Source organism: Klebsiella sp. G-Nf4 (genome assembly GCF_002810615.1).
Taxonomy (GTDB): Bacteria; Pseudomonadota; Gammaproteobacteria; order Enterobacterales; family Enterobacteriaceae; genus Klebsiella; species Klebsiella variicola.
Genome location: NZ_PION01000001.1, coordinates 210,487 through 223,349 on the forward strand (window position 1 = coordinate 210,487; position 12,863 = coordinate 223,349).

Consider the following 12,863-nt stretch of genomic DNA (forward strand, 5'->3'; position numbering starts at 1 on the left):
CAAAGGTTGCATGCCCAGGGGCGGCGGCGCAGGCGATTTCTCGCGGCCGCTCGCGGGGCAATCAAATCTGGCATTGTTTTTGTATAACTGAGTGTGAGTAGAAGCGGTCAGTACGGGTTATCCATACGGGACATTGCTCAGTCACCATGTCGCGGTTCAATGTTGACCGGGATGGGAGGCTGAGCCGTGGTTTGCTCGCCCCTCTCCCGGCATGAAGAGGAGAGGGATAATGAAAAGTCGTGCACGCCTTCCCCGGGGCTTTCGCTGGCTGGGCCTGATGGCTCTCGGCGGTGTCTCGCTGGCCGTTCAGGCCGAGGAGAAAATCGTTCTGCTGACCTCCTGGTACGCTCAAGCGGAGCAGGGCGGTTATTATCAGGCTCAGGCCACTGGGCTGTACAAAAAATACGGTCTCGACGTCGAGATCCGCTCCGGCGGACCGCAGGTCAACGGCATGCAGTTGCTGTTGTCGAAGCGGGCCGATGTGATCATCGGCTACGATCTGCAACTGCTGGAAGGCATTCAGCGCGGCTTCCAGGCGAAAGCCATTGCCGCGCCCTTTCAGTACGATCCCCAGGGGCTGCTGACCCATGCCGATGTCACCTCCCTGCAGGGGCTGAAAGACAAAACGCTTCTGGTCTCCAGCTCTGGTCAGGCGACGTGGTGGCCGTGGCTGAAGGCGCAATATCAGCTGAGCGACGCGCAGGTTCGCCCCTATACCTTCAATATTCAACCCTTTGTCGTCGATGACGCTGTCGCCCAGCAGGCCTATGTCAGCTCCGAGGTGTTCCAGGTGCAGAAGGCTGGGGTGAAGGCGAACTTCTTCCTCTTTTCCGAACACGGCTATCCCCCCTACGGCGGCATTCTCATCGCCCGCCCGGATACCATCGCCGAGCGTAAAGCGGCGATGGCGAAGTTCGTCCGCGCCTCGATGGAGGGTTGGGTGAGCTACCTCAACAATCCGGCGCCGGGAAATGCGCTGATTAAGCAGGACAATCCGAAAATGACCGACGATCTGCTCGCCTGGGGCGTGACCCAGATCCGTGAGCATCACCTGATCGACGGCGGGGATGCCGCCAGCCAGGGCTGGGGCACGATGACCGACGCGCGCTGGCAGAAGACCCGCGATTTTATGGTCAGTACTGGTCTGCTGGCGGCGGCCACCGACTGGAAACAGGCCTACACCACCGAATTTGTCCAGGCCATGCAGGTTAAACCCTGAGGAGCAACGTCATGTCATTAATGATTAAAAATGCCCATGCCATCCTCAGCGGCTTGCCCGGAGAGGCGGCGCGGCTGGCCGGGCCGGATATTCGCATCCGCGACGGCAAGATTGCGGCCATCGGCAGCCTGACCCCGCTGCCGGAAGAGCGACTGATTGATGCCCGCGACTGCGTGATCTATCCGGCGTGGGTGAACACGCACCACCATCTTTTTCAGTCGCTGCTGAAGGGCGAGCCGCAGGGGCTGAACCAGAGCCTGACGGCCTGGCTGAGCGCCACGCCGTACCGCTTTCGCGCGGCCTTCGATGAACACACTTTTCGTCTGGCGGTGCGCATTGGTCTGGTGGAGCTTCTGCGCTCGGGCTGCGCCAGCGTGGCGGATCACAACTACCTGTACTGGCCGGATATGCCCTTCGATACCTCGGAGATTGTCTTCAGCGAAGGGGAAGCGCTGGGGATGCGTATCGTCCTGTGCCGGGGTGGGGCGACCCAGGGCCGGGCGGTGGAGCAGGATCTGCCGGTGGCGCTGCGTCCGGAAACCTTCGACGGCTATATGGCGGATGTCGAACGGCTGGTCAGCCGCTATCACGACCCCCGGCCCGATTCTCTGCGCCGGGTGGTGATGGCGCCCACTACCATACTGCACTCCGCGCCGGGCGCCCAGCTGCGGGAGATGGCGAAGCTGGCCCGCCAGCTGGGGATCCGGTTGCACAGCCATTTATCGGAAACCGTCGATTATCTCGACGCCGCGCGGCAGAAATTCGCCATGACGCCGGTGCAGTTCTGCGCGGAGCACGACTGGCTGGGAAATGACGTGTGGTTTGCCCATCTGGTGAAGCTGCTGCCGGAGGAGATTGCCCTGCTGGGCCGCACCGGAACCGGCATTGCTCACTGCCCGCAAAGCAACGGCCGGCTGGGCAGCGGCATCGCCGATCTGCTGGCGCTGGAGCAGGCCGGGGTTCCGGTCTCGCTGGGAGTGGACGGCGCCGCCTCGAATGAAGCGGCGGATATGCAAAGCGAAGCCCATGCCGCATGGCTGCTGCAGCGCGCGCGCAAGGGGATGCTGGCGCAGCCGCGCTACGCCGGGGGCACCTTTGAGGGCGGGGCCGATGCGGCCACGGTGGAGGATGTGGTGCGCTGGGGCAGCGCCGGCGGCGCGCAGATCCTTGGCTTAGCGCAGAGCGGCACCCTGCAGGTCGGCATGCAGGCGGACCTCGCCATTTACCGGCTGGACGATCCGCGCTACTTCGGCCTGCATGATATGGCTATTGGGCCGGTGGCCTGCGGTGGGCGCGCCGCGCTGAAGGCGCTGCTGCTGAATGGCCGGCCCATCGTGGAAGATGACGCCATTCCCGGTCTCGACCTTGACGCGATGCGCCACGACGCGCTGGCGGCCGTCCGTACCCTCCAACAGCGCGCCGCTGTTTAACTGATAACAGGATAATGACGATGACCTCAACCACCCAGAATCAACGCTACGCCTTACAGGAACTGGAAAAAGAGGCGCTGATGGGCGCCCAGGGCGAAGAGACCTTCGCCCGCGAAGTGCGCTGTATCGACCTGTCGAACTTTGCCGAAAGAAAAAATGACATTGCCGAACAACTGTGGGAGGCGGCGGTGGAGATTGGCTTCTTCCAGGTCAGCCACCATGGTATCCCGCTGGCGGATATCCGTCAGGCGTTCAGCATGACCGAGGCGTTTTTCGACCTGCCCGACGAGGTGAAGCGCCAGTATCCGCTGGCCGGCAACGCCGGCTGGGAAAGCAAAGCGCAGGTTCGGCCATCGACCCGCACGCCGGATCAAAAAGAGTCGTATCAGATCACCCGGCCGCTGATGGCCGGGCGCTGGCCCAGCGATCGGGAGTTGCCAGCATTCCAGCAGACGATGCTCGGGTTTGAATCGCAGTGCTGGCAGTTGGGGATGAAGATCCTCTCCTGCTTTGCTTTGAAGCTCGGTTTTCCGGAATCGTTTTTCACCACCGCGCACGATCCGCAGCGAGACACCTACCAGAGCACCTTGCGTATGCTGCATTACTATGCGACCGAGCAGTCGCAGCAGGGGATGTGGCGGGCCGGCGCGCACACCGATTTTGACTGCCTGACGCTGCTGTTCCAGCGCCCCGGTCAGGGCGGCCTGCAGGTTTGTCCCGGTAAAGACCGCGAAAGCCAGCAGTGGACCAGCATTGAACCGCGGGAGGAGGTGATCACCTGCAATATCGGCGATATGCTGATGCGCTGGAGCGACGACCAGCTGCCGTCTAACTTCCACCGGGTGAGAAACCCGCTGCCGCACGAATATCAGGGGCCGCGCTACAGCCTGGCGTTTTTCTGCCAGGCCAATAAAGATGTCGAGATCCTCGGGCCGCAGAGAAAGTACCCGCCCATCAGCGCCGAGGATTATCTGCAGCAGCGGATCCAGGCCAATTTCGCCAAAGGGTAAACTTACCGGCGCGGGTCACTGCTGTTCAGGAGCGGCATGACCACGCGCCACGACCACCTTTTCCCGGCCGAGTACGGTAGCGAGATGGTCGGGCAGGGGCTGGTCAGTAATTAAACGGCTGATGCCCGACCAGCCCGCGTAGTGGTAGGGGTAAGTGAGGTCGAACTTCGAGTGGTCGGCGACGACAATGCTCTTCGCGGCGCGCTGGATCATCGCCCGGTAAACCGTTCCGCTGTCGATTAACGCCTCGCTTGGCCCATCGGCGGCGATACCGCTGGCCCCCAGTAACGTATAGTCCGCCGTGAACTGATTGAGGAACTGAAGCGTCTGCGCACCGGTCATTGCCCCTTCGGTAGCGCAGTACTCCCCGGGAGCGACGATCACCCGGATGGTTGGATTCATCGACAGCACCGTTGCGACGCCGAAGGCGTGGGTGATGACCGTAATATCCCGCAGCTCGCTGGCCATCCGGCGGGCAACATGTACCGTGGTGGCGCCGGAGCCGATCATAAATATTTTGCCCTCGCGCATACAATGGACGGCGTCCCGGGCGATGCGCTCGCGCTCTTCGGTAAACAGCTGGTGGCGCTCCGTGACCGTCGGTTCACTGTTCATGGCCCGCACCGCGCCGCCGTAAGTTCGGTTCAGTACGCCCCGGCGGGTAAGTTCGTCGAGATCGCGACGGATGGTTTCGGTAGAGACACCGTGGGTGCGCGCCATATCCCCAATCCGCAGGGTCGGGGTCTCAGCCAGTTCGCGCAGGATCTGTTGCTGACGGTCTTCTTTTCTCTTCGACATGAACGCTGGTTACTCTCCCTGAAGTCGCTGATGCCGTTAATATACCTGCACGCCGAGGGCAAACAAACTGGATGTTTGCCCTGTCGGTTAGACTATCCGTTCAGGCGGCCCATTACTTTCGCCAGCCGTTCGAGGAAGAAATCTGCATCATCGCGACTGAAGCACAGCGGCGGACGGATCTTCAGGCTGTTGCCAAAGCGACCGGCCGCGCCAATCAGCACGCCCTCAAGCTTCAGGTGATAGATAACGCGACTCGTCAGCTGCGGATCCGGCTCTCCGCTGTCTGGCCGGGCAAACTCGATGGCGTTGAACAGCCCGGCGCCGCGAATGTCGGCGATGGCCGGGAAATCCTGGGCCAGCTGGAGTAGTCCGGCACGCAGATAGTCCCCGTTGCGCTGGGCGTTGGTCATCAGGGCCTCCTGCTCAATCACCTCCAGTACCGCGAGGCCCACGGCGGCAGCCACCGGGTTACCGCCAAAGGTGTTGAAGTACTCGGTCTTTTCGCTGAACGCCTGCAGAATAGCCGGGCGCGTGATGACCGCGGCCATGGGAAAACCGTTCCCCATTGGCTTGCCGAGCGTGACGATATCCGGTTGCACACTGTGACGCTGGAAGCCCCAGAAATGAGAGCCTGTCCGACCAAAGCCCGGCTGGACTTCATCGGCGATAAACAGTCCGCCCCGGGCCTGTACACGGGCTACCGCCTGGGCCAGAAATCCGGGCGGATCGGCGAAAACGCCGTCGCTGGAAAAAATGGTATCCACCAGTAGCGCCGCGCAGCCGTAGCCTCGCTCATCCAGCGCGTCCATGGCGCGCTCAACGTCGGCGGCGAAGAGGTCAGACAGCGTCTGGCCCGCTGACAGCCTGCGCAGGTCAGGGGCGGGAATGGTATGCACCCACGGGGGCAGGAGGGTCTCTTTGTGCCCGGAGGGAGAGACCTCCATCACCGCCGTTGTATTGCCGTGATAGGCACTCTCGGTGACGATGATCCCTTGCCGACCACTGATAAAGCGGGCCATCCGCAGGGCGATGTCGTTGCTCTCGCTGCCGGTGCAGGTAAATATCACATTCGACAGCCCGGCGGGGAACGTCGCCAGCAGGCCGTCCGCGTACTGCTCCAGTACCGGGAACAGATAGCGGGTGTTGGTGTTCAGTAACCCGGCCTGGCGCACCATCGCCTGGGTGATATGCGGATGACAATGCCCCACGCCCGGCACGTTGTTATACATATCCAGATAACGGTTGCCGGCGGAGTCCTCCATCCAGGCTCCGGAAGCCGACGCCATGACGATCGGTTGTGGATAAAACAGCACCGAACCGGTCCCCTGGGTGGCGTGGCGACGGGCAATCTGTCGGCTCAGGTTTTCGTCGGCCACGCCGGTCAGCGCGTCAAAACGGTTCAGTTGAAGAATGGGGGTTTTATTGTTCATCAGCAGGTTCCTTGCAGTTAACGGTAGCGCTAAGCGGTGACGCCTGGAGGAGAAACGCCTGGGCCAGGCGTACGGTGATGGCGCCCCATTGCGGGCTGTAGCGACGGGCGGTGGCTGTCTCACTATGGCTGGCCAGCCAGGCCGTCAGCTGTAAGCGGCGCAGCATCACTAGCACCGGAAGCATCACTTCGTCCTGCTGGCTGAAGGGACGGACGCTACGGTAGCCCGCAAGCCACGCAGCGCGGTAGTCCACAAGGGCCGGGTCGTCTTCAATAAAACTGACGGCGGAGGCAAAATCCCAGCCAAACCAGCAGATGCCGCAGTCGTCAAAATCAATCACCGTCAGCGAATTCTCATTCACCAGCAGGTTGGCCAGCCGCATGTCGCAGTGCACCAGCCCATAGCGGTCGGCGTCCTGTCCGTACGCTTCCAGTCTGGCGACCACTGTGGCCTCCACCGCCTCCAGCAGCGTAATATCGTCGGCGCTCAGTTGCGTCATCTTCCGCCAGTCCCCCCACCAGGCATGACGTCCGGTAATCGTCTCGGTGTTCCACACCTTGCGATGAAAACCCTCGGGTTTTACCCAGCCTTCGCTGTGCCTGTGCAGTTCTCCCGCAACCCGTCCCAGGGCATGGTACCAGCCGGTGAGATGGCTACCGGTATCAGGTTCGCTGCCCGCAACAAAGGTGAATCCCACGACGTGGGTGACCGTTTCGCCGTCGATGAGGCTGGCGATACAGGTCCCATCATCCAGTACAAGCGGTACGGCGATGTTGATATCTCCCCGGGCATGCAGGGCGTTTAGCCACATCAGCTCAGAATGGATCTCCACCGCTGAGCTGTAGTTTGGGCGATGCACTCGCAGCACGATCTTTCTCTGCGTCATCTTATCGCTGACCAGAAACGTGGCATTTTCTGAAACCGTCAGCAGGCCAATCTCTGCGCCTTCGCTGAGGCCCCAGCGGGGCAGGAGCGGCCGCAGCTTCAGGGTAAGTGTTGTTAAATACTCGTCGTTAAACATGCTGTCCTCAATTTTAAATGACACACTTGACACATATTTATGTTGTAGTTTCGGGATTTGCAAGATGTGTGAGGGTTTTTTTGTTTCCTGTTGTGCTTCAATCATGCTTTTTGTTTATTTATTGCTTTAATAATAGTAAGTTAGTTTGATTTCGTTGGCTGGGGTCAGCCGGTTGCACCATAACAGAACGTATAATGTGTGTTTTTCTCATTCAGGCGTAATAAAAGCGTGAAATTAATTATTAATTTATTGATATATATTGATAAATTAATCTTCTCCCTGCACCAGTTTTGTGCCCAATCATAGCGCATTATTTTTATGCTGAAATATCACATTAAAATGTTGAATGTTCAACATTTACGTGATTATTCTTTTCCTGCCAGCGACGGAGATCGCTGCACGGCCAGGCCAAACGGATGGGATCGCAGAACTTTCACAGACGGGGATAAATGATGTCAGATTTTATGAACAAACATGTGCTGGTGACCGGCGGGAGTAGTGGGATCGGTCTTGGCATTGCACTCGGCTTTGCCCGCGCCGGGGCGAAGGTGACTATTACCGCCCGCACACCATCGCGTATCGATAGCGCGATCGGCCAGGCGGCGGAGCAGGGACTAACGCTACGCGGCCTGACCTGCAACGTCAGTCATGCCGAAGAGGTAAAAGCCTGTGTGGCAGAAGCCGCACAGCAGTGGGGGGGGCTGGATATTGTCTGCTGCAACGCGGGAATTTTTCCTTCGGCGCCGCTGGCAGACATGAGCGAACAGCAGTGGGATGAGGTGCAGGCGATCAACAGCAAAGGGACTTTTTTAACTGTCCAGGCGGCGCTGCCATGGCTTAAACGGGCAGAGTATGGCCGCATCATCCTCACCTCTTCGATCACCGGCCCCGTAACGGGCTATCCGGGCTGGGCTCACTATGCCGCCAGCAAAGCGGCCCAGCTGGGTTTTATGCGTAGCGCGGCGCTGGAACTGGCCGGCGACAACATTACCGTCAATGCCGTCCTGCCGGGGAATATCGTCACGGAAGGACTGAGGGATATGGGCGAGGACTATATCGCCGGGATGGCCAGCGCCGTGCCGCTCAAACGCCTCGGAACGGTGGAAGATATTGCCGCGGCAGCGCTGTTCTTCGCCTCCCGTCAGGCTGGCTACATCACCGGCCAGTCGCTAATTGTTGACGGTGGGCAGATCCTGCCTGAATCCGCCGCGTGCCTGAACTGAACGGAGCGTTCATCATGAGCAATGAAATTCTTGCCAATCCCGCGCCAGCGGCGGAAAAACATGTTGTGCAGCGGCTGCGGCCAAATGCGGTAGGCCTTGGCGGGGTGCTGTTTATGACTATCGCCACGGCGGCACCGATCACTGCGATGCTGGGCAATGTGCCGATCGCGGTGGGCAGTGGTAATGGTCAGTTTGCGCCCGCGGGGTTTATGGTCGCCACCCTTATCCTTGCCCTGTTTGCCATCGGCTATGCGCAGATGGCCAAGTATATTACCGCTACTGGCGCATTTTATGGCTTCATTTCGCACGGCCTGGGGCGGATCGTTGGCATGGCGTCAGGAGTGACGGTGACCATGACCTACATTGTCTTTGAGGCCGCGCTGGTCGGCATCTTCGCCTTTTTCTGCGAGGATTTAATCAATACGGTCTTCAGCGTACATATCCCCTGGCTCATCTTCGCCTTCGCCATGCTAATGACCACCGGAGTGCTGAGCTATTTCGATATTTCGCTCACTTCCCGGGTGCTCGGCCTGTGCCTGGTACTGGAAATTTTGATCCTCACCGCCGTCGCGATGGCGGTGCTGATCCATGGCGGAGGGCCACAGGGTTTTGTCCCCGAGTCGATCAACCCACTGAACGCCTTTACCCCGGCGAAAGGGGTGGTCGGCGCCAGTGCCGGAATTGGATTATTCTTCGCCTTCTGGTCATGGGTGGGCTTTGAGTCATCGGCAATGTACGGTGAAGAGTCGAAGAACCCGAAAAAAATCATTCCCCTGGCCACCCTGCTGGGCGTGATTGGTATCGGCGTGTTCTACGTGTTCATTTCGTGGATGGCGATTGCCGGAACGGGACCTGAGCGGGCTATTGCCCTTGCGCAGGATCCTAACCGCGCAGGAGAGATTTTCTACGGTCCGGCACGCCAGTATCTGGGGGAGTGGGCGGTCGGGGTGTTTAAGCTGCTGGTGATCACTGGCTCTTTTGCCTGCGGGATGGCGTTTCATAACTGCGCGGCGCGCTATCTCTATGCGCTCGGGCGGGAAAATCTGTTTCCGTTTGCCGGGCGCACGTTGGGTCGTTCACACTCGCGCCACGGCTCACCCCATGTTGCCTCTACGGTGCAGACCGTTATCGCCACGCTGATTGTGTTGCTGTTCTTTATCACCGGTAAAGATCCTTACGCGGATATTTACACCCTGCTGGCGCTGTTGGGTACGATGGGCATTATGATTGTCCAGGCGCTCTGCGCCTTTGCGGTGATCGTTTACTTCCATGGCAATAAAGAAAATATTGGTAAAGGACACTGGTTTAAAACAGGCGTTGCGCCGTTGCTTGGGGGGATGGGGATGATCTATATCGTCTACCTGTTATTCAAAAATATGGCGTTTGCCGCGGGTGCTGCCGCCAGCTCCTCCTTTTATCATGCCATTCCGTGGATCGTGTTGGCCTGCTTCTGCTTTGGCGCCGCCATCGCGGTTTGGTTTTACCTCTTTGATGCGCAAAAGTACCGAGTCATTGGGCGCATTGTACTGACGGATGATTGATGATGCGCACCTGCCGCCGGCTTTCGCTGGCCGCGCGGCAGGATATCCGGCGCTGGGCTTTTCAAGGAGTAGGGGTTGCCGATGCGGGTGACAAAGGTATCTCTGCCGCAGCCATAAAATCGATAAAACAGCGTATTCTCGGTGACAGGTAGCGGCTGGCTGGCCACAGGACGGAGAAATGCCCATCCTTGACGCAACAGCCGGGCAACACCTCCTGCAGTTGTCCCTCATTGATGGCCTCGCGCACGACAAAATCAGGCACATAAGCGATGCCCATTCCCGCCGCGCTTAAGCGAATGGCGGCCTCAATGTTATTGACCGTCATAACGGCAGCTGCCCTGAAATCTCCCGTCAGCCGCATACCGCGCAGTTCCCAGGGCTGGATCAGCCCCGTCGCGGGGAAGCGGAAAAAAATGCACTTGTGCGCCGCCAATTCCGCTGGCGAGCCGGGGACGCCGTATTCCGTCAGATAGGCCGGACTGGCGCAGAGCACAAAACGAAAGCCTCCCAGCTTTCTGGCGATCAAGCGGGAGTCCGCTAATTCACCGCTGCGGATAGCGACATCAAATCCTTCATCGATCAGATTGACCAGCCGGTCACTAAAGTCGAGATCCAGTTCAACCTGCGGATAAAGACGGGTAAAGGCGGTGAGGGCGGGGAGCAGCAGGCGGTAGCCGATGACGGGCAGTGAAATCCTCAGTTTGCCGGTGGGCTGTGAGAGACTGCTCGTCAGCTCTGACTCGGCCTCCTGGATCTGCTCAAGGATACTCTGGCAGCGGGACAGAAACGCGGCCCCCTCCGCCGTCAGGCTGACATTTCTGGTGTTGCGGTTGAACAGCCGGACCCCCAGTTTATGCTCAAGCCGGGCGACATTCTTACCCACCGCCGAGGCTGAAATGCCCAGCAACCTGGCGGCCTGAACAAAGCTTAGCGTTTCGGCGGTGCGGACAAAGGACGTCAGCGAGGTGAGGCTGTCCATCGATTATAAACCTTATGTCTCTTAAGAAGATATTTTCAGTCTATTTATCGGCAATAACATCCGCAATAGGATGGCGGCAGTTTATTTATTCCTTCCTTGTCACCTTATGAGGGCCGCCAGATGTCACGTACCGCCAGAACACCTTCCCGATACGCCAGCGCCCTGGCCGCGCTTTCTGTCTTTATGGCGGCCATGCTGCTGCCGTTAAGTTTTACCGGCGGCGTCATGACCACCCCCGCGATACAGCAGTCGCTGGGCGGCTCTCCCGCTGCGCTGTCGTGGCTGACCAATGGCTTTATGTTGACCTTCGGCAGCTTTTTGCTGGCCGCAGGCGTGACGGCGGATGCCATCGACAGAAAACGCATTTTCATTGCCGGCGCCGCGCTGTTTTGCCTGAGCAGCCTGCTGTTTTGCCTGACACACGATCTCTTGCTGTCAGGCATGCTGAGGTCACTGCAAGGCCTGGCCGCGGCGATGATTTTAGCCAGCGGCAGTGCGGCGCTGGCCCAGCTGTATGACGGCGCTCAGCGGACCCGGGCATTCAGCATCCTGGGCACGGTGTTCGGCGCCGGCCTGGCGTTTGGCCCGCTGCTGATCGGCTTCATGACCGACGCGGTGGGCTGGCGCGGCGTATACGCCCTGTTTGCGCTGCTTTCGGCAGGGGTGCTGCTTATCGGACTGGCGTATCTGCCCGCGGCAGAAAAAAGCGAGCCGCGGACACCCGACAACCTCGGCTTAACCCTGTTTACGCTGGCCCTGATGTTGTTTACCTCATCGCTCATGGTCATTCCTGCCTGTGGTTTTTTATCGCTGCCGACGTTGACCTTGTTCATCGCGTCGGCGGGACTGTTCGTGGCGTTTGTCGTGCGCTGCCAGAGGGTGAACAACCCGGTGCTGGACATCTCCCTGCTACGCCATCCGCGTTTTGTCGGCGTACTGTTGCTGCCTGTCGCCACCTGCTGTTGCTACGTTGTCCTGCTGATTATTGTTCCACTGCATTTTATGGGCGGAGAAGGGATGAGTGAGTCGCAGAGCGCGCTGTATCTGATGGCGTTAACCACGCCGATGCTGGTTTTTCCTTCCGTTGCAGCCCTGCTCACCCGCTGGTTTTCGCCCGGGATGGTGTCCACGGGAGGACTGATGATGGCCTCCGTCGGGTTGCTGTTGCTGGGAGAGGCTTTTCACAGCCAGCACCTCCCGCGGCTGGTGCTGTCGCTGATCCTCTGTGGGACGGGGGCAGCGCTTCCCTGGGGGCTGATGGACGGCCTGGCGATTTCCGCTGTGCCGGTGGCGAAAGCCGGTATGGCGGCAGGCCTGTTCAACACCGTTCGTGTTGCCGGAGAGGGAATCGCCCTGGCGATAGTCTCCGCGGTATTAACGGCAAGCAATACCCTGACGCTGCAGAGTCGCGTTCACGGGTATGCGCCTGAGGTGATTGACCGCGCCGCAGGCTGGCTGGGGGCCGGCAATATGCCGCAGGCGGCTGCGCTTTTGCCTGACTTTTCCCTCCGGGCACTGCGCGAGAGCTATGACTCTGCTTATACGCTACTGTTTAGCGTGCTGGCGGTCGTCACCCTGCTGTGCGCCCTGATGGTCTGGCGGACGCTATGCCGGAACGGGAGCGCTTTCCAAACCCGCAACAGCGAATCCTGAACCCCCTTGATAGCGCATTGGCGTCATGCTTCCCGGTTTGCTTAGCGAACCGGGACTGTCATTGTTTCGCTGGCGGAACTATGCTGATTAGGGCGGCCACATGCGCCGCTCCGGCCGCGGAAACAGTGACTCACAGGTGTCGTTATGGCGATTGATCCGGAACTGATTTACATCGAGATCCTGGAAACGGTGCTGATGGCCACCCTGGATCCTGATTTGTGGAAATCGGCGTTGCAGAAACTGGCGTTACTGACCGGCCATCAGTACGCGGCATTTCTGTTTTACGACAAAGGCAATGCGCATCTGTTGACCGATTCATTCCTGCTTGAGGAGAAGGTCTTTACCGCCTATCGCGATGTATTTCTGGCTATCGATCCCGCCGAAAAAATATTGACCGCGTTACCGGTCGGGCAAATATATCGGGACCGCGAGTATTTGGGCGATAAGTTTATTGCCGGCAGCGTCTATTACAATGAATTTCATCACCCCAACGACCTGAATAATCTCACCAGCGTCAAGCTGTGCACCATCAATGGCTATGCCACCTATCTGTCACTGA

10 protein-coding genes and 1 pseudogene are annotated in these 12,863 nt (G+C 59.4%); 7 read left to right on the forward strand and 4 right to left on the reverse strand.

Annotated elements, in window-relative coordinates; all coding sequences use genetic code 11:
• The first annotated feature begins 229 nt into the window (after nt 1-229).
• Genes CWM57_RS01060 through CWM57_RS01070 form a run of 3 tightly spaced genes read left to right on the forward strand, consistent with a single transcriptional unit; the run spans nt 230 to nt 3,659 of the window.
• On the forward strand, nt 230-1,219 hold the full coding sequence (locus CWM57_RS01060) for an ABC transporter substrate-binding protein (protein WP_100630610.1): 990 nt from the start codon (nt 230-232) through the stop codon (nt 1,217-1,219).
• An 11-nt stretch (nt 1,220-1,230) separates the two neighbouring features.
• Nucleotides 1,231-2,649 carry an amidohydrolase family protein gene (locus CWM57_RS01065; protein WP_100630609.1) on the forward strand — a complete coding sequence of 473 codons (1,419 nt, stop codon included), beginning with the start codon at nt 1,231-1,233 and terminating at the stop codon, nt 2,647-2,649.
• A gap of 20 nt (nt 2,650-2,669) precedes the next feature.
• Nucleotides 2,670-3,659 carry an isopenicillin N synthase family dioxygenase gene (locus tag CWM57_RS01070; RefSeq protein ID WP_061154339.1) on the forward strand — a complete coding sequence of 330 codons (990 nt, stop codon included), beginning with the start codon at nt 2,670-2,672 and terminating at the stop codon, nt 3,657-3,659.
• Nucleotides 3,660-3,674: 15 nt separating this feature from the next.
• Here the strand turns inward: CWM57_RS01070 and CWM57_RS01075 are convergent, their stop codons facing one another.
• From CWM57_RS01075 to CWM57_RS01085, 3 genes are all read right to left on the reverse strand, one after another.
• A complete protein-coding gene (locus tag CWM57_RS01075; RefSeq protein ID WP_008804576.1) occupies nt 3,675-4,457 on the reverse strand; it encodes a DeoR/GlpR family DNA-binding transcription regulator in 783 nt (260 codons plus the stop codon).
• A 92-nt stretch (nt 4,458-4,549) separates the two neighbouring features.
• Entirely contained in the window at nt 4,550-5,887 is a 1,338-nt protein-coding gene (locus CWM57_RS01080; protein ID WP_100630608.1) for an aspartate aminotransferase family protein, read from the reverse strand.
• Nucleotides 5,877-6,908 carry a phosphotransferase enzyme family protein gene (locus CWM57_RS01085; RefSeq protein ID WP_100675487.1) on the reverse strand — a complete coding sequence of 344 codons (1,032 nt, stop codon included), beginning with the start codon at nt 6,906-6,908 and terminating at the stop codon, nt 5,877-5,879. The genes CWM57_RS01080 and CWM57_RS01085 overlap by 11 nt, the downstream gene beginning before the upstream one ends.
• A gap of 452 nt (nt 6,909-7,360) precedes the next feature.
• On the opposite strand from CWM57_RS01085, the gene CWM57_RS01090 reads away from it, so the two are divergent.
• Nucleotides 7,361-8,131 (forward strand): SDR family oxidoreductase, encoded by a 771-nt coding sequence (locus tag CWM57_RS01090; protein WP_004898667.1) that lies wholly within the window; start codon nt 7,361-7,363, stop codon nt 8,129-8,131.
• A 14-nt stretch (nt 8,132-8,145) separates the two neighbouring features.
• Nucleotides 8,146-9,672 carry an APC family permease gene (locus CWM57_RS01095; protein WP_100630606.1) on the forward strand — a complete coding sequence of 509 codons (1,527 nt, stop codon included), beginning with the start codon at nt 8,146-8,148 and terminating at the stop codon, nt 9,670-9,672.
• A 61-nt stretch (nt 9,673-9,733) separates the two neighbouring features.
• Here the strand turns inward: CWM57_RS01095 and CWM57_RS01100 are convergent, their stop codons facing one another.
• A complete protein-coding gene (locus tag CWM57_RS01100) occupies nt 9,734-10,651 on the reverse strand; it encodes a LysR family transcriptional regulator (protein ID WP_100630605.1) in 918 nt (305 codons plus the stop codon).
• A gap of 120 nt (nt 10,652-10,771) precedes the next feature.
• On the opposite strand from CWM57_RS01100, the gene CWM57_RS01105 reads away from it, so the two are divergent.
• Complete coding sequence (locus CWM57_RS01105; protein WP_100630604.1) at nt 10,772-12,304, forward strand: MFS transporter; 1,533 nt, start codon at nt 10,772-10,774, stop codon at nt 12,302-12,304.
• Nucleotides 12,305-12,448: 144 nt separating this feature from the next.
• Nucleotides 12,449-12,562 (forward strand): annotated as a pseudogene (locus CWM57_RS28080) (LuxR family transcriptional regulator); the annotation flags it as partial.
• Nucleotides 12,563-12,863 lie beyond the last annotated feature (301 nt).